Below are 25,892 nucleotides of genomic sequence, written 5' to 3'. Positions count from 1 at the left end.
GCACGGCCGGGCCCTGCATCGATGAACGAGGCACCAGTTGACCGTGACGCCGTCGTCCCGTCAAGCGATTTGCTCGTAATTTACGAATTAATATTGACACTCGCAGCGGCTCGCCGCAAGATCGTCCGCAACACACCACTCACGCGACCGGTCTGCTTCAGCGAACGGCCGGCGCGGCGATTCCAGGAGTTGGCATGACGGGTCTGGCAGCAGATCGGCGGACGTTCCTCAAGGGGCTCGGAGTGCTCGGGGCGGCCGCCCTGGTGCCCGGCTGCGCGACCTCGACGAGCAGTCCGGGCAGCGGGAGCGCGGCGACCGGTGAGCTCTCACTGCAGTCCAACCTCTCCAGCGAGCAAGCGAAGGCCGCGATGGAGAAGGTAGTTGCCGCATACAACAAAACGGGCGGCGCACAGGTCAAGCTGAACACGGTCGCGTCGGAGATCTTCCGGACGCAGCTGCCGACGTACCTCACCTCGGCGAACCCGCCGGACGTCTACACCTGGTACGCCGGCTCGGTCGCGGACTCGTACGCGAAGAAGGACCTGCTGCTCGACGTCACCAGCGTGTGGGACGGCCTGCAGAACTACCCCAAGTCGATGCAGACGCTGTCGACCAGCAGCACCGGGCAGAAGATCTTCGTGCCGACCAGCTACTACTGGTGGGGCATGTTCTACCGGAAGTCGAACTTCGCCAAGTGGGGCGTGACGCCGCCGAAGACCTGGGACGAGTTCCTGCAGGTGTGCAGGACGATCCAGGGCAAGGGCGTCCCGCCGATCGGGATCGGGCTCGGTGACACGCCGTGGGTCGCGTCGGCCTGGTTCGACTACCTGAACATCCGGATCAACGGGGCGCCGTTCCACCGCGACCTGCTCGCCGGGCGGGGGCGGTTCGACGACCCGAAGGTGAAGGCGGTCTTCACCAAGTGGCGCGAGGCGCTGCCGTACTTCGACCCGAAGGGCAAGTCGTTCCCGTTCCAGGAGGCGACCTCCGCGCTGCTGGCCGGCAAGACCGGGATGTTCCTGATCGGCACGTTCTTCGCCGACTCCGCGCCGAAGGACGCGCTGGACGACATCGACTTCTTCCAGTTCCCGATCATCGACCCCTCCGTGCCGGTGGCCGAGGAGGCGCCGACGGACGGGTACTTCGCGTCGAAGAAGGCGAAGGACCCGGAGGCGGTGAAGAAGTTCATGGCCTGGCTGGCGACGGCCGAGGCGCAGGAGCTGTACGTCGAGAACTCCTCCGGGACGGCGATCCCGGCGAACCCGGACGGGAAGGCCGCGGACACGCCGCTGGTGACGAAGGGCAAGGCGATGATCGAGGGTGCGGCGGAGCTGACGCAGTTCTTCAACCGCGACTCGAGTGACGCGCTCCAGCCGACCGCCGACACCGCGCTGACCAAGTTCCTGGACAAGCCGGACCAGCTCGACCAGATCCTCAAGGACTGGCAGACCGCCGCCGAGAAGGTCTTCAAGGCGTGACGTCCACCCTGACCGAGACAGCCCCCGGCCGGTCCGCACCACGGGCCGGCGGGGGCCCGTCCCGCCGTACCAGGCAGCGGCGCTTCTCCCCGCTCATCCTGGTGTTCGTCTTCGTGCCGTTCGCGGTCGAGGCCGTGTGGGTGTTCTGGCCGGCGCTGCAGGGGTTCTGGTTGGCCTTGACGGACTGGGACGGGTTGTCGGCGCCGACGTTCGTGGGGCTGGGCAACTTCCGCGACATGGTGTCGGACCCGATCTTCGCGACGGCGTTGAAGAACACGGCGATCTGGCTCGTGCTGTTCGGCGGGCTGAGCGTGATCGGCGGGTTCGGAATGGCGTTGCTGCTGCAGCGGGAGCGTCGCGGCGTCGGCATCTACCGCGCGGCGCTGTTCACCCCGGTGGTGTTCTCGCTGGTCGTCACCGCGCTGATCTGGCGCGTCTTCTATCAGCCGGACGGCCTGGTCGACACCATCCTGCGGACGATCGGCCTGGGCGACTTCGTCCGGCCCTGGCTCGCGGACCCCGACACCGCCCTGTACGCCGTGATCGTGCCCGCACTGTGGCGGCAGATCGGCTACGTGATGGTGCTGTACCTGGCCGGCCTGAAGGCGGTCGACCCCGCGCTCTACGAGGCGGCCAGGGTCGACGGCGCCTCCGCCTGGCAGCGGACCTTGTACGTGACCATCCCGCAGTTGAAGGGCGTCAACTCGGTCGTGCTGTCGGTGATCGTGATCGACTCGCTGCGGTCGTTCGACATCGTCTGGTCGATGACGAAGGGCGGTCCGTACCACTCGTCCGAGCTTCTCAGCACGTACATGTACTCGACCGCGTTCCAGTCCACCCAGCTCGGCTACGCCTCCGCTCTCGCTGTGGTGATCTTCCTGCTCGCACTGGCCGTGATCCTCGGCTACCTGATCCGGGCCTTCCGGGAGGAGACATGAACCGCCTCAAGACGTCCGGCTACCACGTGGCGATGGGGCTGATCTCGTTCCTGTGGGTGGCGCCGATCCTCTGGGTGATCGTGATCTCGTTCCGCAGTTTCGACGACGTCGCCGCGAACGGGCTCGGCTCGCTGCCGCACTCGTTCACGTTCTCGACGTACCAGTCGGCCTGGGAGGACGCGGACGAGTTCCGGGCGCTGATCAACAGCCTGCTGGTGACGATCCCGGCGGTGATCCTGAGCCTCGGGCTCGCGTCGATCGCGGCGTACGGGCTGGCGCGGTACAGCATCCCGTTCCGGCGGACCGTGCTGCTGCTGATGCTGATGGGCAACCTGCTGCCGCCGCAGATCCTGCTGATCCCGATCTCTCGGTTCGTCGAGTTGATCGGGTACTACGACACACTGGTCGCCCTGATCGCGGTGCATGTCGGTTTCGGGCTGGGCTTCTACACCTTCGTGCTGCACGGGTTCATGCGGGATCTGCCGCGGGAGATCCAGGAGGCGGCGACGATCGACGGCGCCGGGCCGGGGAAGATCTACGCCACCGTGATCCTGCCGTTGACCCGGCCGGCGATGGCGGCGCTCGGTGCGCTGTCGTTCACCTGGATCTTCAACGACCTGCTGTGGTCGATCACGGTCATCCGCTCCGGCGAGAAGATGCCGGTCACGCCGGCGCTGCTCGGTCTGCAGGGGCTGTTCGTCTCGTCCTGGAACGTGATCGCCGCGGGCACGGTGATCGCCGCGATCCCGACGGTGGCGGTGTTCCTCCGGTTCCAGAAGCACTTCGTCGGCGGTCTCGCGATCGGAGCGGTCAAGTGAAGACGTGGACGCTGCGTGGAGACAGTACGTCGTACGTCGTCGGCGTACCGGAGCACGGCCGATGGGTCGAACTGGTTGCCTGGGGCCCGCATGCGGTTGCCGACGGCCCGTCGACGGTCGCGCCGGTCGGCACCGAACACTTCCTGCCCCGGGCGGACGTCGAGCCGCTCGAGTACGCGGTGCGCGGCGTGCGGTACACCGCACCGACAGAGTTGGTCGTCTCCGGACCTGACGGTTCCGACGAACTGCGCCCGACGTTCGTGGGGGAGCAGTCCGGGGACGAGTTGCGGTTGGAGTTCCGCGACCACGTGCGGTCGGTCCGGCTGGTTCTGCATTACCGGATGGTCGGGGACGCGGTGGAGCGGTGGGTTTCCGTGCACAACGACGGGAGCGACGAGCTGACGTTGCATCGGCACGACTCGGCGGCGTTCGTGATTCCGGCTCGTGGGCCGATCCGGTACCTCTGGGGTGAGTGGAACAGCGAGTTCCAGCAGGCCGAGGTGATGCTCGACCGCGGCCGTCTCACCATCGGCAGCGCGCAGGGCATCACCGGGCACTCCTACTCGCCGTTCCTCTCGGTCGACGGGTACGGCGTACAACTCGCGTGGACCGGGTCGTGGGAGATGTCGGCCGACGTCGACACCACCGGACAGACGCGGATCCAGGCCGGTCGGGCCCCGTCTACTCTTGGGCTCCGACTCGCGCCAGGGGAGTCATGGACAGCTCCGAAGGCCGTCGGCGCCTACAGCAGTGAGGGCGCCGAAGGACTGGCTCGGGTCTTCCACGACTACCAGCGGTCGCTCAGCCGCGGACGTACGCCGAAGGTGCTCTACAACTCGTGGTTCGCCACGGAGTTCGACGTCCGCGTGGACCACCAGTTGGAGCTCGCGCAGCGGGCCGCGGCGATCGGCGTGGAGACGTTCGTCCTCGACGACGGCTGGTTCACCGGCCGGGCGGATGACCGTCACGGACTCGGAGACTGGGACGTCGATCCCGCCAAGTTCCCGGACGGGCTGGACGCGTTCATCGACCAGCTGGGTGAGCTCGGCCTCGACTTCGGCCTGTGGGTCGAACCGGAGTCGGTCAGCCCCGGTTCCGCGCTGGCGACCGAGCACCCCGAATGGATCCTCCGGACCGACGGACGCGAACCGCTCCAAGTCCGCAACCAGTGGCTCCTCGACCTCAGCCGGGAGGACGTCGCCGAGTTCGTCTGGGAAACGCTCGACCGGCTGCTGTCGTCGTACCGGATCAGCTACCTCAAGTGGGACGCGAACCGGCCGCGTCTCGATGCCGGCGATCAGCGGCGCGACCTCGACGGCCGGGTCGTCGCCAACCTGTACGCCATCCTCGACCGGCTGCGCGCCGAGCATCCCGAGGTGTACGTCGAGGGCTGTGCCGGAGGTGGCGCGCGGGTCGATCTCGGGATGGCCGCGCGGGTCGATACGCTCTGGCCGAGCGACAACACCGCCCCGCTGGATCGGCTCAGGATCCAGCGGGGTTTCCTGACCGGGTACGCGCCGCACCTGATGAGCTCGTGGGTGACCGATGCCGTCGGCACCCATGACGGCCGCGAGCGGTCCCTCGACTTCCGGTTCCACGTGGCGATGTCCGGCGTACTCGGGATCGGCGCCGACCTCTCCCGGTGGACCGACGACCAGCTGAAGACGGCCCAGCGCCACCTCGTGCAGTACAAGTCGATCCGTGAGGTGGTTGCCACCGGCAACGTCCACGAACTGTCGGCCGGCCTGCAGTACGTCGGTGCCGACCGGTCCGTGGTCTTCCTGTGGGAGACGGGTGACGGCAACGTCCGCGGCACGCTGCCGACCAGGCCGCGCCGCGTGCCGCTCGTCCGCCTGGATCCCGCGACGAACTACCGGGTGGGAGACGAGGCCCACCCGGGCAGCTACCTGCTGCAGGTCGGCGTCCGCTGGGACGGCTCGACCGACTCGAACTGCCTGGTCGTCGAAGCCCTCGACTGACCGTTCCGCTCAACGGCAGCAAAGGACAACAGATGAAGCGACTATCCGCCCTGCTCTCGGCGGCGGCCCTGGTGACCGTCTCACTCGTCACCGGTACGCCGTCGGCCGGTGCGACCCCGGCGCAGCCGGCCGACGTGATCAGCCCCACGCCGTACATGGGCTGGAACACGTACTACGGTCTGGCCGGCGACTTCACCGAGGACACGATCAAGTCGGTCGCGGACTCGCTGGTGAGCCGCGGGCTGGCGAAGGCGGGCTACGACATCGTCTGGCTGGACGGTGGCTGGCAGGCCGACGTACCCCGCAGTGAAGCCGGTGACCTGCAGCCGCACCCGGCCAAGTTCCCGAACGGGCTCAAGCCGCTGGTGGACTACATCCACAGCAAGGGGCTGAAGGCCGGCATCTACACCGACGCGGGTCCATACATCCCCGGCAAGTGCGGTCTGGGCAGTGGCGGTGGCTACTACCAGCGCGACGCCGACCAGTTCGCAGCCTGGGGCTTCGACGCGGTCAAGGTCGACTACCTGTGCGGGATCGCGGCCGACCTCGACCCGAAGACGGTGTTCACCGAGTTCGCCCAGGCGCTGCGGAACAACGCGAGCAAGCGGCCGATGATCTTCAACCTGTGCAACCCGGTCACTTCGCCGGACTGGGGCGACTACCCCGAGTCCCAGCAGTCGATCTACTCGTGGTCGTACGCGCCCGGGATCGCGCAGTCGTGGCGCACGTACACCGACGTCGGCTTCCTCGGTGACATCAAGTTCAAGGACGTGCTGCGCAACTACGACGCGAACGCGCGTCATCCCGAGGTCGTGAAGCCCGGTGCGTTCAGCGACCCGGACTACCTCGGGCCGGAGCTCGGGATGTCGGACGAGGAGTTCCGCAGCCAGTTCTCGCTGTGGGCCGTGGCGGCGGCGCCGCTCGTGATCGGCAGCGACGTCCGCAAGCTGAGCGCGAAGACGATCGCGACGTTGACCGATCCGGACGTGATCGCGATCAACCAGGACCGGGCCGCGGTTCAGGCCGTCCGCGTCGGTGCGGCCGGTACGACGGAGACGTGGGTGAAGCGACTCGCCGACGGCGGGCGTGCCGTCGTCCTGCTGAACCGTGGAGACAGTGCGCGGACGCTCACGACGACGGCCGGCGCGATCGGGTTGTCCGGTGCGCGGTTCACGGTGAAGAACGCCTGGACGAATGCGGTCACCGAAAGCGCGGGGACGATCAGTGCGGCGGTGCCGGCGCACGGTACCGCGTTGTTCCGGGTGGAGCCGGCGCGTGGGGTGCCCGGGGCGCCGCATGTGACGGCCGGGATTCCGCAGGTGACGAAGGTGGGAAGCGACGCACAGCCCGAGGGCGTGGCTCCGGTGGTTGCCGGCGGCGACGAGCTGACCGTGCAGGTTGCCGTGCGCAACGACGGGTTGTTGCCGGTGTTCAAGCCGTTGGTGAAGGTCGCCGGTGGAGCCGGATGGACGGTTCGGGCGTTGACCAAGGCGCCGGCCCTTCTCCTCGGCGGCCGGCAGGCGACGTTCGTCTTCCAGGTGAAGCTGCCGGTGGGAGCAGCCGTCGGATCCGCGAGTCTGACTGCTACGACGTCGTACCAGACAGTCGGGTACGGCGTGAAGCGGCTGACGACCGTGTCGCCGGTCGTGGTTGCGCCGGAGCCACCCGCCGGGACCGTGGCGCTGTCGCATCACGACTGGATCAGCGCGACCAGCGGGTGGATGTCGCCGACGATCGACGAGGCGGTCGGTGGCGGATCGCCGATCCAGCTGGTCGGGACGACGTACCCGACGGGGATCGGAGTGGCCTCGCCGTCGACCGTGCGGTACTACGTCGGGAAGGAATGCAGCCGGCTGACCGGGACCGTCGGGATCGACGACGCCGTACGCAACGTCGGGCCGGAGGGCGGGACGGCGACGTTCCAGGTGATCGGTGACGGGAAGATCCTGTACGACAGCGGCGTCGTCGACCGGGACAACCCGAAGGCGATCGACGTCGACCTGACCGGCGTACGCGTCCTCGACCTGACCGTCGGCGACGCCGGAGACGGCGGCTACAACGACCGCGCCGACTGGGCCGCCCCCACCATCACCTGCTGAACCCCAGATTCGCCGGCCCGCTCAGCTCGAGCGGGCCGGTGGTCGTTTGGGTTAGGACCAGGTGACGGTGGTTGCTCGGAGCCAGGTCCAGTTGCGGTGGGCCCAGGCAGGTGACTGCCGGCCCAGGCGGGCGGCGTAGTCGGGCCAGTCGGTGGGCTGCCGGGACCACGCTTTCTCGGCGGCGCCGGGGAGGCGGGGGAGGAGCATGAATTCCAGCTCGTCCGGGGTGGTGATGGTTTCGCACCAGATGGCGGCCTCTACTCCCGCGAGCTGGGTCTCCGACTCCACGCCGGGGAGGCTCTCGACCGGGTCCCAGGCAACGCCGTCCTCGATCGACGCGGGCGGGTAGATCGGTAGGCCCACTCGCTTCCGGAGTTCCTCTTGTGCCGGGTCCGACGACGTGTCGGCGTGCGGGCAGTCGAAGTACAGGCGACGGGTTGGTGACACCAGCACCCGGGCTCCGCGCTCAAGGGCGCGTGGAAGGTCGAGCTTCGCCTTCCTCATGCCGTCCAGGAGGATCGGGAGCAGGTCAGGTGGCAGCACCGAGTTGGTGGTGTCGTCGTCCGGCGGCTCGGTGACGTCCATCCAGTACTGGACTACGTCGTCGGACCCGATGTCGGCGCGGGCGGTCTCCTGCCAGCCGACCACGCGCCGTCCACGCTCGCGAACCAGAGCGGCCGCCCGGTCGACGAAGGCGGCGTGGGCTTCGTCGGACATGCCCCAGGCCTCGTCGCCGCCGAGGTGCAGGTACGCACTCTTTGGGAACTGCGGGATCACGGCGTCGAGCACGTCCTCGACGAACGACCACGTCTCGGCGCGATCCGGGTTGAGGGTGCTGAGCTGGAGGCTGGCACCGTTGCCGAGTTCAACGGTGCGGATCTCGTCCGGCGCCAGCTCCGGGTACGCACGGAACACGGCCGACGTATGGCCCGGCATGTCGATCTCCGGCACCACGGTCACGAAGCGCTCGGCGGCGTACGCCACCAACTCCGCCAGCTCGGCCAGTGAGTAGAAGCCGCCCGGACGATCGCCGATCGCACCGGTCGCGCCGACCTCGGTCAACGCCGGCCTCGACGGCACCTCGAACCGCCAGCCCTGGTCGTCGGTGAGATGCAGGTGCAGGACGTTGAGCTTGTACAGCGAGCACATGTCGACGACCCGGCGTACGACGTCCGGCGCATGGAACGTCCGTACGACGTCCAGCGACAGCCCACGCCACCCGAAGCGAGGACCGTCGACGATGCGCGCGAACGGCAGGACAGCGGTGCCGTCGTCGGCGCCCGCCGAGATCAACTGCCGGAGCGAGGTCAGCCCGCGATGCACGCCCTCCGCGGTCGTGGCCCAGACCCGCGCACCCTCGCCGGTGATCTCGAGGCCGTACCGTTCGTCGACCGCCTGACCATCGGCCCGCAGACCCGCGGCCGGTACGACGTCGTCGAGGCCGTCGGCGTCGAGGTGCACCGTGATGCCGCCTGATCCGGGCGAGAGTGCAAGGCCAGTGTCGAGCCGGACGTCCTCGACGAAGCGCGCGGCGAGGTCGGTGAGCTCGGGCGAGTGCGCCGCGACTCCGAAACCGGGTCCGACGGTCAGCGTGCCCGTGTGCGTGGCGGAGACAGCGGGGGCGGGGATCACGGGGAGGTTCATGACACTCCAGTCGTGGCGGGTGGTGGCCGGAGGCTTCGCGGGACCGCCGGCCACCACGGTCGTATTTGATCAGATCCAGGCGCCGGTGGGCAGCGGCGGTCTCAGATCCGGGTCGTCACATTCTTTCCGGATTCGACGAAACGCCGTTCGGTAGTGACTTCGTGTTCATCGTAGGGCAGTCTCATCCTGTCGGAAAGTGCTTGCTCAGACACCCGAGGAGACAATTGTGCGCAGAGCCCGCCGCCCACGAGCTATCGCCGCCACTCTCGCCGCGGTCCTCGCCGCCGGTCTGACCCCCGCCGCACTGGCCTCGGCCGCCGGGGCCGTTACCACATCGGTACCGGATTCCGCCGCCGGTGGCGTCCCGGTCCAGCTGGTCTCGATCACCGATTTCCACGGGTACCTGCGGCCACCGTCGCCTGCGGACGGCGGCACCATCGCCGGTCCCGACGGCCAGCCACAGGTCGTCGGGGGAGCGGCGTACCTGGCCACGCATCTGAAGAGCATCCGCGCCGGGAAGCCGAACTCTATCTTCTTCGCCGACGGTGACAGCTTCTCCGGCTGGCCGTTCGAGGTGGACGCGCACGCGGACGAGCCGACGATCGAGGTGCTGAACGCGCTCGGCGTCGAGTTCTCCAGCGTCGGGAACCACGAGCTGGACGTCTCGAAGAGCTTCCTGGTCGACCACATGGCCCGCGGCAAGTGCTTCGGCCGGGTCGGTGTCGACAGCTGTTTCACCGACTCCACCGGCCGCCGGTTCCGCGGTGCCGACTTCGACTTCCAGTCGGCCAACATCGTCGACTCCAAGGGTCGCCGCATCGTCGCGCCGTACACGATCCGCTGGGTGCGGGACCACGGTCGCGCGTACCCGATCGGGTTCATCGGCCTGACGGTCCCGGACACGCCGGTCGGCTCGACGTCGTTCCAGCCGGAGCTGCGGGCGCTCGACCCGGTGAAGTCCGCCAACGCGGCCGCGGTCGAGCTGACCCGGCGCGGCGTGAAGGCGATCGTGCTGAACATGCACGACGGCGGGACGGACGCGTCGGCGACGTACGACAACTGCGTCAACCCGAGCGGTCCGGCGATCGAGCTGGCCCGGCAGGTGACGCCGCAGATCGACGCGATCGTCACCGGTCACTGGCACGCGGCGTTCAACTGCGGCATCCCGGACCCGGCCGGCAACCCCCGGCCGGTGGTCGAGGCCGCGAACCACGGCCGCCTGATCAACGAGATCAACGTCCAGCTGGACCGCCGGACCGGAGAGGTCCTGCGGGACAAGACCACGTCGACCAACCACCCGGTCACCCGCGACGTCACGCCGGACCCGAAGATCCAGCGGATCGTCGACTACTGGACAACCGCGGGGGAGCGCAAGTACGCCGAGCCGGTCGCGACCGTCACCGGTGACTTCACCCGGACGGCGAACGCCGTGGGCGAGAGCACGTTCGGCGACCTGGCGGCCGACGTACACCTATGGACCGCGCGGAAGGACGGGCGGGCCGACCTCGGCCTGATCGCCGCCAAGCCCGCCACCGGGTCCACTGCCCTGCGCGGTGACCTGCTGGTTGCCAAGAGCAACAAGCCGGGCGATGCGGACGGACGGGTGATGCTGGGGGAGTCGTGGGACGCGTACGGGTACGGGAACCCGGTGCTGACGGTGAGCCTGACGGGTGCGCAGCTGGACGCCGTCCTCGAGCAGCAGTGGCAGACCCAGTCCGATGGCACGGTGAAGTTCGCGCCGCTCGCAGTCTCGGGCAACGTGCGTTACGCCTTCGACGCCGGCCGCCCTGCCGGTGACCGCGTCGACCCGGCCGACGTGATGATCAACGGCACCGCGCTCGATCCGGCCAAGACCTACCGCGTCGCCGCCCTGGCCTACACCGTCATCGGCGCCGACGGCTACCCGGCCTTCAAGGCCTACACCAACCCCGTCCGCAACAACACCGACCACGAAACCTTCGCGTCCTACCTCCGGACCCACAAGACGCTGACCCCAGCACCCCTGACCCGCGTCACGCAGAAGGGGTGATCGGTACCGAAGGACAGGAGGTAGTCGGCTCGGTCGGCCGGCTCACCGCGGGAGCCTCGCCGCGGGAACCGGCCGCGGGGCCGCACCTCCTGTCCTTCGGTACCCCAACTCACCCGCTACGGTGCTGCTCGGCCAGGTGTTTGAGGTAGAGGGCGCTGGCTTTGGGGGTGCGGGTCTGGGTCTGGTAGTCGACCCGGACGATGCCGAAGCGTTTGGCGTAGCCGTAGGCCCATTCGAAGTTGTCCATCAGGGACCAGGCGAGGTAGCCGCGGATGTCGGCGCCCTGCTCGATGGCGGCCGCCACCGCCGCCAGGTGGGTGGTGAAGTAGGCGACCCGGTCGGTGTCGTCGACGAAGCCGGTGGCGTCGGGCTGGTCGTCGAAGGCGGAGCCGTTCTCGGTGATCACCATCGGCAGCCCGGGGTAGTCGCGGGCGATGCCGACGAGGAGGTCGGTGAAGCCTTCGGGCACGATCTCCCAGTCCATCGCGGTCCGCGGGCGGTCGAGCGGCAGGGTCCGGCTGATCGGCAGGCCGTCGTCGTCGACCGTGCGACCGTCCTCGGCGTACCCGGTGAACTTCTGGCTGAAGTAGTAGTTCACCCCGAGGACGTCGATCGGCGCAGAGATCAGCTCGAGATCGCCGTCCTCGACCGGTAGCTCGACGCCTTCCGCGGCGAGGTCCGCGACCACGTCGGCCGGGTAATGACCGTGCACGAGCGGATCGAGGTAGATCCGCCGGCCCATCCCGTCCGCCCGTCGCGCGGCCTCGACGTCCGGCTCCGCGTCCGACGCCGGGTACGCCGTGGCCACGTTCAAGGTGATGCCGATGTCGAGCTTCCGCGGAGCCGCCTCACGCATCCGGACCGTGGCCAGCCCGTGCCCGAGCAGCAGGTGGTGTACGGCGGCCAGCGCGGCCGGGTATTCCCGCCGGCCCGGCGCGTGGGCGCCGTACGCGTAGCCGAGCATCGCCGAGCACCACGGCTCGTTCAGCGTGGTCCAGGTGTCGACGCGGTCGCTCAGCGCGTCGAAGACGAGCATCGCGTAGTCCGCGAACCGGTACGCCGTGTCGCGCACCGGCCAGCCGCCCGCGTCCTCGAGCTCCTGCGGCAGGTCCCAGTGGTACAGCGTCACCCACGGGTCGATGCCCTGGGCAAGCAGCTCGTCGACCAGCCGGTCGTAGAACGCGATCCCGGCCAGGTTCACCGGACCCTTCCCGCGCGGTTGGACCCGCGGCCACGCCACCGAGAACCGGTACGTGTCGAACCTGAGCTCCTTGATCAGGGCGACGTCGGCCGGCATCCGGTGGTAGTGGTCGCAGGCGACGTCTCCGGTGTCGCCGTTGTCGATCGCGTCCGGGACCCGGCAGTAGGTGTCCCAGATCGACGGCGTCCGGCCGTCGACCGCGACGGCGCCCTCGATCTGGTACGCCGACGTCGCGACCCCCCACCGGAATCCGGCCGGCAGGCCCGCGACGAGTTCGGCGTCCCCCGAGACAGAAGTAGTGCTCATATTCGCCTTTCAGAACGTGAGGGAGGATTCAGCCGACCGGAACGCGGCCGGGCAACCAGCACGCGACCGATCGGTTCGGGTCGTTGCGCGCCGACGGCACCCCGAGCACCGGGATCTCCGCCGAGCACCGGTCGAACGCGTGCGGGCACCGCGGATGGAACGAGCACCCCGACGGCATCCCGCGCAGGTCCGGCGGCGAACCGGGGATCCCGGCCAGCTCCCGCCGCGGCCCGCGCAACGCCGGGAACGACTTCAGCAGGCCCTCGGAGTAGGGATGCAACGAGTCCTTGTACAGGTCCGCGGAGCGCGCTTCCTCCACGATCCGGCCGCCGTACATGATCGCGATCCGGTCGGAGAACTCCACCAGCAGCGAGAGGTCGTGGGTGATGAACAGCACCGAGAACCCGAGCCGCTCGCGGAGCTCGACCAGCTGGGCGAGGATCTGCCGCTGCATCACCACGTCGAGCGCGGTCGTCGGCTCGTCCATGATGACGATCTGCGGCTCGAGGACGAGCGCCATCCCGATCATCACCCGCTGCCGCATGCCGCCGGACAGCTGGTGCGGGTACGCGTCCATCCGGTCGGCCGAGATCCCGACCAGTTTGAGCATCTCCTGCGCCCGCGCGATCCGTGCCTGCGGGGTCAGCCCCGGCTCGTGCGCCTTGATCACGTCGAGCATCTGGGTCGAGACCTTGTGGACCGGGTTCAGCGAGTTCATCGCGCCCTGGAAGACGATCGACGTCTCCGCCCACCGGAACGCGCGCAACTCGGCATCGGTCAGCGCCATCACGTCGTACGCATCACCGGCCGGCGGGTGGTAGACGACCGAGCCGCCGCTGATCACACCCGGTGGCGGGAGCAGCCGGGTGACGCCGTACGCGAGCGTCGACTTGCCACTGCCGCTCTCGCCGGCCAGCCCGAGCACCTCGCCGCGATGCAGGGTCAGCGTGACGTCGCGGACCGCCTGCACCGCCTGGTCGCCCAGACCGTAGTCGACGCAGAAGTCCTTGATCTCCAGCACCGGTCTGGTCATTGGGCCTCCCGGCCTGGACTGAGGAGCGGAGGGAGCGAAGCGACCGGAGCGACGAGGGAAGGCCGGGAGTTCCAGCCCAATGACCCGCCGAGCGGTAGCGAGGCAATGTGCACAGTCATGCCGCGTCCTCCTTCGTGCGCCGTACGACGGGGGTCGCGGGCAGCTCCTTGGAGCCGAGGACCGGGGTGAACCCGACCCGCATCCGGACGGAGTGACCGTCCTTGGTCTTCACCCGGGTGTGACCGCTGCTGCGCAACCGCGGGCTGACGAACTCGTCGATCCCGAAGTTGATCAGCGACAGCGCCGTACCGAGGATCGCGATCGCCAGACCGGCCGGGACGAACCACCACCAGGCGCCCTGGGCGAGAGCCTGCTGGCTCTGCGCCCAGAACAGGATCGTGCCCCAGTTCCACTCGGAGATGGTGGAGATGCCGATGAACGCCAGGGTGATTTCGGACATGACCGCGAAGATCACCGTGCCGACGAAGCCGGAGGCGATGATCGCGGTCAGGTTCGGCATGATCTCGGCGGTGATGATCCGCCAGGTGCTCTCCCCGGTGGCTCGCGCGGCCTCCACGTAGTCGCGGCGCCGCAAGGACAGGGTCTGTGCGCGCAGCACCCGGGCACCCCAGGCCCACGAAGTCAGACCGATGACGAGCGCAACCATGAGGTCACCGGCGCTGGGGATCGTCGAGGCGACGATGATGATCAGCGGCAGCGCCGGGATCACCAGGAACACGTTCGACAACGCCGACAGGCTCTCGTCCGCGGCGCCGCCGAGGAAGCCGGCGCTGACCCCGATCAGGATGGACAGCGCGGTCGCCACGATGCCGGCCAGCAGGCCGACGAACATCACGCCGCGGGTGCCGACGAGCACCTGGCTGAAGATGTCCTGGCCGAGGTGCGTCGTACCGAACCAGTGCTTGCCGGACGGCGGCTGGATCAGGTCGCTGCTGCGGGCGGACGGGTCGTACGGCGCGATCCACGGCCCGATGACCGCGATCACGCAGAAGAACCCGAGCACGATCAGGCCGGTGGCCGCCTTCGGGTTGGCGACGAACCGCAACCGGCGGCGTTTGACCGGGGCCGCCGCGACCTCGGGACCTTCGGGAGTGACGGCTGTGATGGTGCTGGCTGGTGCGGACACGTGCTCAGCCCTCCTTCCGGGTACGCGGGTCGAGCAGCAGGTAGGCGATGTCGGCCATCAGGTTGGCCACCAGGACGGACAGCGTGATCACCAGGAAGATGCCCTGCATCAGCGGGTAGTCCTTGGCACCGACGGCCTGGAACAGGTTGTAGCCGATGCCCGGGTAGGAGAAGACGATCTCCACCAGCAGGGTGCCGCCGACGATGAAGCCGAGGGAGAGCGCGAAGCCCGAGACGTTCGGCAGCAGCGCGTTCCGGGCGGCGTAGCTGACCATCACCCGGCGCTCGGGCAGACCCTTGGCGTGGGCGACGGTGATGTAGTCCTCGGAGGCGACCGTGACCATCATGTTCCGCATGCTCAGGATCCAGCCGCTGACCGACGAGATCAGGATCGTGATCGCCGGCAGCAGGCTGTGCTGGATCGCGCTGCCGATGAACTCACCGTTCCACGACGGCACCAGACCGGGTTCGTACCCGCCCGACGACGGGAAGATGCTGTCCGGTCCGGCCAGCAACGTGATCGCCAGCAGCCCGAGCCAGAAGTACGGGATCGACGACAGGAACGTTGTCACCGGCAACAGTCCGTCCAGCCAGGAGCCGCGGCGCCAGCCCGCCAGGACGCCGAGCGACGTACCGATCATGAAGCTGACGAACGTGGTGATGCCGACCAGCGCGATCGTCCACGGCAGGCTCTGGCTGAGGATGTCCGCGACCGGCGTGGGGAAGAAGGTGAACGACAACCCGAGGTCGCCGCGGAACACCTGACCCCAGTAGTCGACGTACTGACCCCACAGCGAGGCGTCCTTGTCGAGGCCGAAGAGCACGTAGAGCGAGTTGATCGCCTCGGTGCTCATCTGGCCCTGGAACTTGTTGATCAGCGAGGTGACCGGGTCGCCGGGGATCATCCGCGGGATGAAGAAGTTGATCGTCAGCGCGGCCCAGGCGGTGAACAGGTAGAAGGCGATCCGCTGCAGCAGGAACTTCACTTGGCGGCTCCTTCCTCGTAGAGCCAGCAGGCCGCCCAGTGGCCGTCAGCCGTGGGCAGCTCGAAGCGGGGTGGGAGGTCGGTCGAGCACTTCGGCATCGCGTGCACGCAGCGCGGGTGGAACCGGCAGCCGGTCGGCGGGGCGATCAGGCTCGGCGGCTCACCGGTCCCTCGCTCCTCGGGAGGCTGCAGGTCGCCGACGCGGTCGAGGCGGTCCGGATCCGGGGCGCTTTCGATCAGCAGGCGGGTGTACGGGTGGGCCGGGTTCTGGGTGACCGTCTCGGAGTCGCCGCCCTCGACCATCCGGCCGGCGTACATCACCAGCGTCTCGTCGGCGAAGTAGCGGGCGGACGCGATGTCGTGGGTGATGTAGAGGATGGCCAGGTTGAGGCGTTCCTTCAGGTCCCGCAGCAGGTTCAGGACGCCGAGCCGGATCGAGACGTCCAGCATCGACACCGGCTCGTCGGCCAGCAGTGCCTCCGGATCCGCGCCGAGGGCGCGGGCGATCGACACCCGCTGGCGCTGACCGCCGGACAGTTCGTGCGGGAACTTGTCCAGGTAGCGCTCCGGCGGCGTGAGCTGGACCCGGAGCAGCAGGTCGCGCAGGTTCGCCTCGAGCTCGGCGGCCGACTTGCCCGCGCGGCCGTGGATCTTGAGCGAGCGCGTCAGGTGGTAGCGCACGGTGTGCGTCGGGTTCAGCGACGCGAACGGGTCCTGGAAGATCATCTGCACCCGGCGGCAGTACGCGCGGAACCGGCGGCCGCCCTTGACGGTGACGGACTCGCCGTGCAGCCGGATGTCTCCCGACGTCCGGCCGTACAACTGCGCGAGCAGCCGGGCGACCGTGGACTTCCCCGAGCCGGACTCACCGACGAGGGCGGTCACGCGTCCCCGGCGCAGCGTGAGCCGGATGCCGTCCACGGCGTGCACGACCTTGCGCTCGCGGGTGAGCAGGTCGCGGACTCCCCGCCGTACCGGGAAATGCTTGGTGAGGCCTTCGGCCTCGAGGACCACCTCAGAGTCGGTGACCGTCATGAAACTCCAATCACGGCTCGCTCCGCTCGCCGGCTGTGGTTGGTGGTGCCGCGGCGCCGGGGGCCGGCGCCGCGGCACGGTGGTCACTGAGCGCCGGCGGGCTTCAGGTTGAGGACGATCTGCAGCGCGTTCTGCTGGGTCGGCTGAGCAGGCGCGTACTGGTTCTGCTCGTCCGGCCAGCCCTCCCAGTTCTTCGTGCTGTAGAGACCGCCGACGTTGGAGGCCGAGGTGGGCACCACCGGCATCTGCTCGACCATGATCTTCTGCAGCGTGTTCAGCGCCGCGGTCCTGGTCGCGTCGTCGGTGGCGTTGGCGTACTGGTCCAGCGCCTTGGTCGCCTCCGGGCTGTTGAACCGGCCGTAGTTGCCGCTGATCCCGCCCTTGCCGACCGGCTTGAGGATCTTGCCGTCCATGATGTTCTGGTAGATGTCGTACGGCGTCGCGCCGCCGTTGGTCCAGTGCATCCCGGCGTCGAAGTTGCCCTCGTCGAACGCCTTGAACCAGGCGTCCTGGTTGGCCTTGTCGACGGTCGCCTTGATGCCGATCGTGGACAGGTTGTCCTTGATGATCTCCAGGTCGGTGATGTAGTCGGACCAGCCGGCCGGGTCGGTCAGCGTGATCGTCACCGGCTTGCCGGTCGGGTCCTTGAGGACGTCGCCCTCGAGCTTGAACCCGGCGTCGGCCAGCTCCTTCTTCGCCGCCTCGACGTCGACCTTGTGGTTCACACCCTTGAACTCCGGTGCGATGAAGGACTCACCGGCCGGGGTCGGGATGCCGGTGACGGACTCGACCTTCGGGTAGAAGTAGCCGGCCTCGCCCTGCATGAAGATGTCGTCGCGGTTGATCACCTTGTCCATCGCCCGCCGCAGCGCCGGGTTGTCGAACGGCTTGCGGGTGGTGTTGATCCACAGGCCGTGGATGCCGAGGTTCGCCGGGAACCACAGCTTGTGGTGCTCCGGGTCCTTGTCCTGGTAGACCGCCTTCACGTTCGGGACGAAGACGAAGCTCCACTCCGACGAGCCGTTGGCCAGCGCGGTGGTCTGCGCGTTGTTGTCGTTGTACGACGTGTACCGCAGCTCCTTCACCTTCGGCAGGTCCTGCCAGTACGAGTCGCGGACGGTCAGCGTGGTCGTCTGCGGAGTGAACGACTTCACCGTGTACGGGCCGGTGCCGACCGGGCTCTTGAGCGTGTCCTGGGTCGGGTCCTTCAGCGTCGACCACTGGTGCTTCGGTACGACGAACGTCGTGAGCACCTTGTTCTGGTTGACGAACTGCGACCGCGGGAAGGTCAGGTCGACCTTGTTGCCCGCGACGGTGATGGCGCCGTACGGGATCGCCTCCGGGTTGAGGCCCTCGTTGGCCTTGCGGAGCTGGAACGAGTAGGCGACGTCCTCGGGCGTCATCGGCTTGCCGTCGGACCACTTCACCCCGTCGCGGACGGTCAGCGACAGCTTGGTGAAGTTGTCCGCCCACTTCCACTCGGTCGCCAGCCACGGCTTGCCGGCCTCGGTCGGCTTGATCGGGTTGATCATCACCAGGGGCTCGAAGATCATCCACCGGTACCCCAGCGCGGCACCCGAGGAGGAGCCCAGGAACGGGTTGTGGTTCTCGGTCTGCGGGCCGTTCGGCATCCCGACGTTCAGCACCGTCGCGGCGCTGCCGGACCCGGTGTTCGTGGTGTTCCCGTCCCCGCTGCTACAGGCAGCCAGGGTGGCTGCCGCGAGCAGGCCCGAAAGGGCCAGCGCGACAGTGCGTCGTGCTCGCATCGGTTCCTCCTGTGTATCTGTTGGCGGATGCTCACGCCTGAGCCGCGCGAGCGAGTGCATCGTGGCGTGAGAACGCTCTCATGGGAAGAGCTGACGCCTTAACGGATCGATATCGGGGGTGTTCGCCGGCGGCGGGACAGGGGCAGCTGCCCCGCCGCCGGAGTTCAGCGGGACCGGTGTCTCGGGGCGGGTTTGGTCCTGGTCGGGGCTTTCGGGGCGGTTGAACTGCGGACGATCAGCGTCGTCGGCAGCACTTGGGGGTCCTCCGGCAGCGGGGTGCCGCCGAAGTACCCCATCAGCATCCGGGCCGCCGCCTGACCCATCTGGCGCATCGGCTGATGCACCGTGGTCAGCGGAGGCTCGGTGTGCTCGGCGTACGGGATGTCGTCGAACCCGACCACCGAGACGTCGTTCGGCACGTTCCGCCCGGTCTCCCGGACGGCCTGGATGGCGCCGCCGGCGGACAGGTCGTTGTGGGCGAAGATCGCGTCGAACCCGAGCCGCCGCTCGAGCGCGTACTGCACTCCGCGGCGGCCGCTCTCATGGGTGAAGTCGCCTTCGAACACGAGCTCCGGGTCGAGCTCGATACCGGCCTCGGCGTAGGTGTCGCGGAAGCCGTCCAGGCGTTCGTGGGTACAGCCGAACCGCTCGACGCCGGTGATCACCAGCGGCCGGTGGCGGCCCAGCTCCAGCAGGTGCCGGGCGGCGGACTCACCGCCGGCCCGGTTGGTGGTGGCGACCGACGGGAACTGCGGGCGCTTGGCGCGGTCGTCGATCAGGACCACCGGCAGACCGCGGGCGTGCAGCTGCTCGATGTAGGTCAGCGTGCCCTCGGGCTCGATCACCAGCAGGCCGTCGAACGACTGCGCCGAGACCTGCGAGGCGAACTGCTGCATCGACTCCTCACCCCGGTTGAAGGTGAAGAGCAGCAGGCCGTAGCCCTGGCTCTCGACCACGTCGACGGCGCCCTGCAGTACCTCGCCCATCCACGGCCAGGTCAGCGACGGGACCAGCATGCCGACGATCCGGGTGCGGCCGCGGGCCAGGCCGACCGCACGCGCGCTCGGCACGTAGCCGAGCTCGGCGATCACCTGACGGACGCGCTCGGCGGTGCGCAGATCGAGCTCACCCTTGCCGTTGAGCACGCGCGAGACCGTCGTCTTACTGACGCCGGCGCGTGCCGCGACATCGGCAATCGTGATCGACACCGCACAGCTCCCCTCGGGCGGGTGTGGCTCCAGCATCTCGCCGGAACCGGTTTCGGAAGCGGTTCCGTAGAGTGAAGCCGAGCGCGACCGGGGTCGTCAATCACGGGACGGTAACGAAACAGGTCTTAGTTCACGACCTGGAGGAAGGCGCGTCTTCCGGCCGGCAGCGGCGCGTGATGAACTCTGCGGGAGCGGCCTGCCTGAGGCCGGACCAGGTAGGGGCAGGGGTAGGGGCATGGACGTTCGGCGGACCACTGTGCGCGACATGCGGCGGTCCAACCGGTCGGCGCTGCTGACCACCATCTTCCGGGAGGGCCCGCTCAGCCGGCACGAGCTCGGCCACCGGACGTCGCTGAGTGCCGCTAGCGTCAGCAACCTGGTCAGCGAACTGATCACCGAGGGCCTGGTCGAGGAGGCCGGATCGGTGGACTCCGAAGGCGGCCGGCCGCGCATCCTGCTGCGGGTCTGCCCGACGTTCCGGTACGTCGTCGGCGCGGAGGTCGGCGAGACCCGGGTGCGGGTCGAACTGTTCGACCTCACGATGAACGTACTCGCCCGGGCCGACCATCCGATCGGCACGCCGACGCCGGCGGTGGTCGTGAAGCACGTGCTGGAAGGGCTTTCGGCCGTGATCGCCTCCTCGGGCGTACCGCCTGAGCTCGTGCTCGGCATCGGGGTCGCGGTCGCCGGCGTGGTCGAGGGCAACGAGGTCGTCGACGCGCAGACGCTCGGGTGGGACGCCGTACCGCTGCGGCGGATGCTTGCCGAGGGCACGGACATTCCGATCCAGGTGGACAACGGTGCGAACATGCTCGGTCAGGCGGAGATGTGGTTCGGCGCCGGTCGCGGCGCGACGGACGCCGTGGTAGCGCTGATCGGTTCCGGCGTGGGCGCGGCGCTGGTCGCCGACGGCTCCAGCTACCGCGGAACCCGAAGCTCCGCGGGTGAATGGGGCCACATGACGATCGCGTACGGCGGCCGCCGGTGCCGGTGTGGAGCGATCGGATGCCTGGAGGCGTACATCGGCGCCGAAGCGGTGCTCGAGCGTTATCGCGAGGCCGGTGGAGTCGTCTCAGCGGTCGACGAGGAGGCGGCCTTCGTAGAACTACTGGATGCCGTCGGTACGTCGGAGGTCGCGGCGACGAGCGTGGCCGACACGATCGGGTATCTGGCCGCGGGAGTGGCGAATCTGGTGAACCTGGTCAACCCCGAGCGAATCGTGCTCGGCGGGTGGGCCGGCCTGCTGCTGGGGGAGCGCTACCTGACCGAGCTGCGGTCCGCCGTCGGCGAGCACGCACTGCGCCAGCCGTACTCACAGGTGCGGATCGAGCTGTGCGAGCTCGGGCGTGACGCCGTCGCTCTCGGCGCCGCGACGCTCCCGGTCCTGCGGTTGCTCCGAGAAGGCGGCGCCGTACCGCGCTAGCCGGCTGTTTCCGGAAGGTTGCTGCCACCAGGTGGCAGCAACCTTCCGCGAAGGTGGCTCAGACGGTCCACTTCTGGTTGGCTGCTCCGGTGCACGTCCAGGTCTGCAACGGGGTGGAGTTCGCCGAGTTGTTGCCGCTGACATCGAGGCACTTGTTCGCCTGTGGATTCACCAGGTCCCGGCCGGACGTGTGGACCCAGTGCTGGGCCGCACTCCCGTTGCAGGTCCACAGCTGAACCTTGGCGCCGTCGGCAACGGATCCGGCGTTCACGTCGAGACACTTGCCCAGGGCCCGGATCGTGCCGTCACCCGGACGGGTCCACTGCTGGGCGTTGGTGCCGTTGCAGTCGTACAGCTGGACCGGCGTACCGTCCGCGGTGCCGGCCGCGGCGACGTCCACGCACTTGCCGGCCAGCCCGGTGATCGGCGTACCGCCGGAGCTGCTGCCGATCGTGGAGACGCGGACGTAGTCGATCGTCATGGTCTGCGGCAGAACCGTCGTACCGTCGGGGTAACCGGGCCAGTTCCCGCCGACCGCGACGTTCATGATCATGAAGAACGGGTGGTTGAAGACCCACGTCCGGCCGCCGAGGTCGGCCGGGGTCCGCTGCTGGAACTGCACGCCGTCGACGAACCACTTGATCGAGTTCGGCTCCCAGTCGACCCGGAAGGTGTGGAAGTCGTCGGCGAAGGCCCAGCCGTTCGGATGGTTGTACGACGCGCCGATGCCGCCGGCGCCGGAGTACCCCGGACCATGGATCGTGCCGTGCACGGTCGCGGGCTCGCGGCCGATGTTCTCCATGATGTCGATCTCGCCGTCGTTCGGCCAGTTGCCGCCGCCGAGCATCCAGAACGCCGGCCAGATCCCCTGCGTGCGGGGGATCTTGATCCGGGCTTCGTAGCGGCCGTAGGTGTGGGTGAAGGTCTGCGCGGTGAGCAACCGGGCGGACGTGTACTCGCAGGTGCCGTAGTGACACTGGTGGCCGCCGCTCTCCCGGCGGGCGGTGATCACCAGGTTGCCGTTGCCGTCGAGGGCGGAGTTGCGAGTGCTGTTGGTGTAGTACTGGCGCTCGTTGTTGCCCCAGCCGGAGCCACCGATGTCGTAGCGCCACTTGGACTGGTCAGGGGCCTGGCCGGCCGGGCCGTCGAAGTTGTCCTCCCAGATGACGGCCGTCGGCGCGGCCGCGGCCTCCGGACGGGCGGTGGCCGGCGACTGCAGCAAGGCGGAGCCGACGAGTGCGGCGGCGCCGATCGCGACGAGCGCCGTGATGCGGGAACGCTTCATGGATGCCTCATTTCTCGCGGGGGCGGTCGGAGACAGGGCTCGGGCCGCAGCCTGCTGTGAGAACGCTTTCACGTCAAGGCCGGGACTAAATAAAAGACGTGAAAAAAGTGTCCGTACGGCGTTGACACCGGTTCTCACGGATGGTTACCTCGTGCTGACCACCTGTTGCGGCGCGGGCAGACGCCGTCAACCCCGACGTCCCCAGAACCCTTTAGAACAAGGGAGAACCGCCCCATGCCCGCGAACGGGACCTTTCGTCGTGCCCGACGACGCCTCCTGCCCCTGGCGGTCGCCGCCCTCTGCGTGGCCGCGGCCGGTATCGGCTTCGGCACCGCCTCGCCGGCCCAGGCCGCCGGCGAGCAGGTCAACATCTGGCTGACCACCACCAACGACTCCGCCGGCCGCAACGTGACCCGCGGCCTGCAGCAGCAGACGCCGGTCACCTTCGGCCCGGCCGGCGGGACCGCGAACCAGACGATCACGGTCAACGAGAACACGACGTACCAATCCTTCGAAGGCGGTGGCGCGTCGTTCACCGACAGCGCCGCCTGGCTGCTCAACAGCAGCAACACGGTCACCGCCGCGACCCGCAACCAGGTGATGAAGGACCTGTTCGACCCGGTGAACGGGATCGGCCTGGCCTTCGTGCGCAACCCGATGGGGGCGTCCGACCTGGCCCGGTTCAACTACTCCTACGACGACACGTGCTGCGACCTGAACGACTTCAGCATCGGGCACGACCTCGCGGACGTCGTACCGCTGACCAAGCAGGCCCGGCAGCTGAACCCGGCGCTGAAGGTCAAGGGCGCGCCGTGGAGCTCGCCGGCCTGGATGAAGGACAACAACAAGTTCACCAACCGCGGCTGGCTGAAGTGGGAGTACTACCCGATGTACGCCCAGTACTTCGTCAAGTACGTCCAGCAGAACGAGGCCCAGGGCAACCACATCGACTACGTGTCGGTACAGAACGAGCCGACCTGCTGCGGGACCGACGCCACCGGCTACGCGTCGATGAACTGGAACGGCTCCGGCCTGCTCGAGTTCACCAAGAACCACCTGATCCCCGCGTTCCGGGCGGCCGGGATCACCACCAAGGTGATGATCCTCGACTACAACTGGGGAAACTACGACGACCTCGGCTCGGTGCCGCTGGCCGACGCCGCGCTCCGCAACGACCCGCTGTTCGGCGGCATCGCCTGGCACGGGTACGGCGGTGACGTGAACCTGCAGACCCAGGTGCACAACCAGTACCCGGCCGTGAACCACTACATGACCGAGCACTCGGGCGGGACCTGGATCGCCAACCAGCAGGTCGAGGACATGAACAACCTGATCGACTACACCCGGAACTGGAGCAAGTCCTGGGTGAAGTGGAGCCTCGCGCTCGATCAGAACCACCTGCCGTACGTCGGTGCCGGCTGCAACGTGTGCACGGGTCTGGTGACGGTGCAGCGTGGCGGCAGCCGCGCGGGTCAGGTCGACAAGACCGTCGAGTACTACACGATGGGCCACCTGACGAAGTTCGTGAAGCCGGGTGCGGTCCGGATCGAGTCGAACGCGAACAACGCGGTGAAGAACGTCGCCTGGAAGAACCCGGACGGCTCCAAGGCGCTGATCGCGTTCAACACCACCGGCAGCTCGCAGTCGGTGCGGGTCAACTGGGGTTCGCAGTCGTTCATCTACACGTTGCCGACCAAGACGTCCGCGACGTTCACCTGGACCGGTTCGCAGGAGGGCGGCGGCAGCGGAAGGCCGATCACCGGGCTGGCCGGCAAGTGCGTCGACGTCGCCGGAGCCAGCAGCGCGGACGGGACCGCCGTACAGCTCTACGACTGCAACGGTACGACGGCGCAGCAGTGGACCCGTCCTGGTGACGGGACGATCCGGGCCCTTGGCAAGTGTCTCGACATCAACGCGGGGTCCGTCGCGAACGGTGCCCGCGTCCAGCTCTACTCGTGCAACGGCAGCGCAGCCCAGCAATGGACCTATACGAGCGGGAGAGATCTCGTGAATCCACAGGCGAACAAATGTCTTGATGTGACCGGCAACAACTCGGCGAACGCGACACCGTTGCAGATCTGGTCCTGCACGGGCGCGGCGAACCAGAAGTGGACCGTCTGATGCGCCGGGTGGCGGCGGTCGCCGTGGCCGGGGTCCTGCTGTTCGGCGTGACCGGGGTCGCTCCGGCACAGGCGGCGACCGGGACGATCACCGGGCTGGCCGGAAAGTGCGTGGACGTTGCCGGGGCCAACAGTGCGGACGGCACCGCCGTACAGCTGTACGACTGCAACGGGACGGCCGCGCAGTCGTGGAGCAGATCCGCGGACGGGACGATCCGGGCGCTGGGCAAGTGCCTGGATGTCAGTGGTGGATCGACTGCGAACGGCGCGCGGGTGCAGCTGTGGACCTGCAACGGGAGCGGTGCCCAGCAGTGGACGTACACGTCCGGTCGCGACCTGGTGAACCCGCAGGCGAACAAGTGCCTCGATGTCACCGGCAACAACTCGGCGAACTCGACGCCGCTGCAGGTGTGGTCGTGCACCGGTGCGGCGAACCAGAAGTGGAACGCTCCGCCGGCCGACGACGGTCCGCCGCCCACCGGCGCTCCGATGGCGGCGGCGCCGTACCTCTATCAAGGCTGGGGCAGCCCGCCGAACCCGGCGACCGTGATGAACGCGACCGGGGTCAAGTGGTTCACGATGGCGTTCATCCTGTCGAACGGGTACTGCAACCCGATGTGGGACGGGCAGCGACCGCTCACCGGCGGGGTCGACCAGCAGGCGATCAACGCGATCCGCGCGAACGGCGGTGACGTCGTCGTCTCGGTCGGTGGCTGGTCCGGGAACAAGCTCGGCCAGAGTTGCGGCTCGGCGGGCGAGCTGGCTGCGGCGTACCAGAAGGTGATCAACGCCTTGTCGCTGAAGGCGTTCGACGTGGACATCGAGGCCGGCGAGTTCACCAACGCGACCGTGCGGCAGCGGGTGATCGACGCGTTGAAGATCGTCGAGCAGAACAACCCGGGGATCGCGACATACCTGACCTTCGGTACGTCGACCAGCGGGCCGGACGCCGACGGTCAGGACCTGATCCGGCGCGGCGCCGCCTCCGGGCTGAACCTGGACGGCTGGGTGATCATGCCGTTCAACTTCGGCGGCGGGTCGACGAACATGGCCACGCTGACGCGGCAGGCGGCCGACGGGCTGAAGAACCGGGTCCGGGACGCGTACGGGCTGAGCGACGACGCGGCGTACCGGAAGATCGGCATCTCGTCGATGAACGGGATCACCGACGTCGCCGGGGAGCGGGTCAACCTGTCCGACTTCGAGTCGATGCTGTCCTACGCCTCCCAGCACCACCTCGCCCGCTTCACCTTCTGGTCCGTCAACCGCGACCGCCCCTGCACCGGCGGCCCCGCCGATAGCTGCAGCGGCGTCCCCCAGCAACCCTGGGACTACACCAAGGTCATAGGCCGCTACCGCGGCTGACCCCCTCCTACCAACCCGCCCCCGCGACGCGCAG

The 25,892-nt window shown here is 68.5% G+C and carries 18 protein-coding genes; 9 read left to right on the top strand and 9 right to left on the bottom strand.

Going from position 1 to position 25,892, the window contains the following annotated elements:
• The first annotated feature begins 194 nt into the window (after positions 1 to 194).
• Genes ACQPYZ_RS26925 through ACQPYZ_RS26905 form a run of 5 tightly spaced genes read left to right on the top strand, consistent with a single transcriptional unit; the run spans position 195 to position 7,312 of the window.
• On the top strand, positions 195 to 1,478 hold the full coding sequence (locus ACQPYZ_RS26925; protein ID WP_433160974.1) for an ABC transporter substrate-binding protein: 1,284 nt from the start codon (positions 195 to 197) through the stop codon (positions 1,476 to 1,478).
• The gene (locus ACQPYZ_RS26920; RefSeq protein ID WP_433160973.1) at positions 1,475 to 2,416 is read left to right on the top strand and encodes a carbohydrate ABC transporter permease; all 942 of its coding nucleotides are present in this window, start codon (positions 1,475 to 1,477) and stop codon (positions 2,414 to 2,416) included. Before ACQPYZ_RS26925 ends, ACQPYZ_RS26920 begins: the two co-directional genes overlap by 4 nt.
• The gene (locus tag ACQPYZ_RS26915) at positions 2,413 to 3,234 is read left to right on the top strand and encodes a carbohydrate ABC transporter permease (RefSeq protein ID WP_433160972.1); all 822 of its coding nucleotides are present in this window, start codon (positions 2,413 to 2,415) and stop codon (positions 3,232 to 3,234) included. Before ACQPYZ_RS26920 ends, ACQPYZ_RS26915 begins: the two co-directional genes overlap by 4 nt.
• On the top strand, positions 3,231 to 5,213 hold the full coding sequence (locus ACQPYZ_RS26910) for an alpha-galactosidase (protein WP_433160970.1): 1,983 nt from the start codon (positions 3,231 to 3,233) through the stop codon (positions 5,211 to 5,213). Before ACQPYZ_RS26915 ends, ACQPYZ_RS26910 begins: the two co-directional genes overlap by 4 nt.
• A 32-nt stretch (positions 5,214 to 5,245) precedes the next feature.
• On the top strand, positions 5,246 to 7,312 hold the full coding sequence (locus ACQPYZ_RS26905) for an NPCBM/NEW2 domain-containing protein (RefSeq protein ID WP_433160968.1): 2,067 nt from the start codon (positions 5,246 to 5,248) through the stop codon (positions 7,310 to 7,312).
• A 51-nt stretch (positions 7,313 to 7,363) separates the two neighbouring features.
• Here the strand turns inward: ACQPYZ_RS26905 and ACQPYZ_RS26900 are convergent, their stop codons facing one another.
• Positions 7,364 to 8,956 carry a beta-N-acetylhexosaminidase gene (locus ACQPYZ_RS26900; RefSeq protein ID WP_433160966.1) on the bottom strand — a complete coding sequence of 531 codons (1,593 nt, stop codon included), beginning with the start codon at positions 8,954 to 8,956 and terminating at the stop codon, positions 7,364 to 7,366.
• 226 nt (positions 8,957 to 9,182) lie between these two features.
• On the opposite strand from ACQPYZ_RS26900, the gene ACQPYZ_RS26895 reads away from it, so the two are divergent.
• Positions 9,183 to 10,985, top strand: a complete 1,803-nt coding sequence (locus ACQPYZ_RS26895; protein ID WP_433160965.1) for a bifunctional metallophosphatase/5'-nucleotidase — start codon at positions 9,183 to 9,185, stop codon at positions 10,983 to 10,985.
• A gap of 109 nt (positions 10,986 to 11,094) precedes the next feature.
• On the opposite strand, the gene ACQPYZ_RS26890 is transcribed toward ACQPYZ_RS26895, so the two are convergent.
• The 7 genes from ACQPYZ_RS26890 to ACQPYZ_RS26860 all read right to left on the bottom strand — a co-directional run bounded on the left by ACQPYZ_RS26890 (position 11,095) and on the right by ACQPYZ_RS26860 (position 19,665).
• Positions 11,095 to 12,492: a GH1 family beta-glucosidase gene (locus ACQPYZ_RS26890; RefSeq protein ID WP_433160963.1), complete on the bottom strand. Its 1,398-nt coding sequence runs from the start codon at positions 12,490 to 12,492 to the stop codon at positions 11,095 to 11,097.
• A gap of 28 nt (positions 12,493 to 12,520) precedes the next feature.
• Positions 12,521 to 13,525, bottom strand: coding sequence for an ABC transporter ATP-binding protein (locus tag ACQPYZ_RS26885; protein WP_433160961.1), 1,005 nt, complete (start codon positions 13,523 to 13,525; stop codon positions 12,521 to 12,523).
• 115 nt (positions 13,526 to 13,640) lie between these two features.
• Positions 13,641 to 14,672 (bottom strand): ABC transporter permease, encoded by a 1,032-nt coding sequence (locus ACQPYZ_RS26880; RefSeq protein WP_433160959.1) that lies wholly within the window; start codon positions 14,670 to 14,672, stop codon positions 13,641 to 13,643.
• 4 nt (positions 14,673 to 14,676) lie between these two features.
• Complete coding sequence (locus ACQPYZ_RS26875) at positions 14,677 to 15,657, bottom strand: ABC transporter permease (RefSeq protein WP_433160957.1); 981 nt, start codon at positions 15,655 to 15,657, stop codon at positions 14,677 to 14,679.
• Positions 15,654 to 16,691 carry an ABC transporter ATP-binding protein gene (locus tag ACQPYZ_RS26870; RefSeq protein ID WP_433160956.1) on the bottom strand — a complete coding sequence of 346 codons (1,038 nt, stop codon included), beginning with the start codon at positions 16,689 to 16,691 and terminating at the stop codon, positions 15,654 to 15,656. Before ACQPYZ_RS26870 ends, ACQPYZ_RS26875 begins: the two co-directional genes overlap by 4 nt.
• 83 nt (positions 16,692 to 16,774) lie before the next feature.
• Complete coding sequence (locus ACQPYZ_RS26865; protein WP_433160954.1) at positions 16,775 to 18,457, bottom strand: ABC transporter substrate-binding protein; 1,683 nt, start codon at positions 18,455 to 18,457, stop codon at positions 16,775 to 16,777.
• Positions 18,458 to 18,621: 164 nt separating this feature from the next.
• Complete coding sequence (locus ACQPYZ_RS26860; RefSeq protein ID WP_433160952.1) at positions 18,622 to 19,665, bottom strand: LacI family DNA-binding transcriptional regulator; 1,044 nt, start codon at positions 19,663 to 19,665, stop codon at positions 18,622 to 18,624.
• 235 nt (positions 19,666 to 19,900) lie between these two features.
• Between ACQPYZ_RS26860 and ACQPYZ_RS26855 the strand changes: the two genes are divergently transcribed.
• Positions 19,901 to 21,088, top strand: a complete 1,188-nt coding sequence (locus ACQPYZ_RS26855) for an ROK family transcriptional regulator (protein WP_433160951.1) — start codon at positions 19,901 to 19,903, stop codon at positions 21,086 to 21,088.
• A gap of 58 nt (positions 21,089 to 21,146) precedes the next feature.
• On the opposite strand, the gene ACQPYZ_RS26850 is transcribed toward ACQPYZ_RS26855, so the two are convergent.
• Positions 21,147 to 22,373, bottom strand: a complete 1,227-nt coding sequence (locus ACQPYZ_RS26850) for a ricin-type beta-trefoil lectin domain protein (protein ID WP_433160950.1) — start codon at positions 22,371 to 22,373, stop codon at positions 21,147 to 21,149.
• A 234-nt stretch (positions 22,374 to 22,607) separates the two neighbouring features.
• On the opposite strand from ACQPYZ_RS26850, the gene ACQPYZ_RS26845 reads away from it, so the two are divergent.
• Positions 22,608 to 24,494, top strand: coding sequence for a ricin-type beta-trefoil lectin domain protein (locus ACQPYZ_RS26845; RefSeq protein WP_433160949.1), 1,887 nt, complete (start codon positions 22,608 to 22,610; stop codon positions 24,492 to 24,494).
• Complete coding sequence (locus ACQPYZ_RS26840; RefSeq protein WP_433160948.1) at positions 24,494 to 25,858, top strand: ricin-type beta-trefoil lectin domain protein; 1,365 nt, start codon at positions 24,494 to 24,496, stop codon at positions 25,856 to 25,858. The genes ACQPYZ_RS26845 and ACQPYZ_RS26840 overlap by 1 nt, the downstream gene beginning before the upstream one ends.
• Positions 25,859 to 25,892 lie beyond the last annotated feature (34 nt).

Source organism: Kribbella sp. CA-247076 (assembly GCF_050942445.1).
Classification (GTDB): domain Bacteria; phylum Actinomycetota; class Actinomycetes; order Propionibacteriales; family Kribbellaceae; genus Kribbella.
This window is presented reverse-complemented; position numbering and strand designations above follow the sequence as displayed.

Coding starts and splice junctions, on each gene's coding strand:
- ACQPYZ_RS26900 (WP_433160966.1), bottom strand. CDS start 8,956: ATGAACCTCCCCGTGATCCCCGCCCCCGCTGTCTCCGCCACGCACACG.
- ACQPYZ_RS26845 (WP_433160949.1), top strand. CDS start 22,608: ATGCCCGCGAACGGGACCTTTCGTCGTGCCCGACGACGCCTCCTGCCC.
- ACQPYZ_RS26840 (WP_433160948.1), top strand. CDS start 24,494: ATGCGCCGGGTGGCGGCGGTCGCCGTGGCCGGGGTCCTGCTGTTCGGC.
- ACQPYZ_RS26925 (WP_433160974.1), top strand. CDS start 195: ATGACGGGTCTGGCAGCAGATCGGCGGACGTTCCTCAAGGGGCTCGGA.
- ACQPYZ_RS26855 (WP_433160951.1), top strand. CDS start 19,901: ATGGACGTTCGGCGGACCACTGTGCGCGACATGCGGCGGTCCAACCGG.
- ACQPYZ_RS26905 (WP_433160968.1), top strand. CDS start 5,246: ATGAAGCGACTATCCGCCCTGCTCTCGGCGGCGGCCCTGGTGACCGTC.
- ACQPYZ_RS26890 (WP_433160963.1), bottom strand. CDS start 12,492: ATGAGCACTACTTCTGTCTCGGGGGACGCCGAACTCGTCGCGGGCCTG.
- ACQPYZ_RS26850 (WP_433160950.1), bottom strand. CDS start 22,373: ATGAAGCGTTCCCGCATCACGGCGCTCGTCGCGATCGGCGCCGCCGCA.
- ACQPYZ_RS26915 (WP_433160972.1), top strand. CDS start 2,413: ATGAACCGCCTCAAGACGTCCGGCTACCACGTGGCGATGGGGCTGATC.
- ACQPYZ_RS26885 (WP_433160961.1), bottom strand. CDS start 13,525: ATGACCAGACCGGTGCTGGAGATCAAGGACTTCTGCGTCGACTACGGT.
- ACQPYZ_RS26865 (WP_433160954.1), bottom strand. CDS start 18,457: ATGCGAGCACGACGCACTGTCGCGCTGGCCCTTTCGGGCCTGCTCGCG.
- ACQPYZ_RS26870 (WP_433160956.1), bottom strand. CDS start 16,691: ATGACGGTCACCGACTCTGAGGTGGTCCTCGAGGCCGAAGGCCTCACC.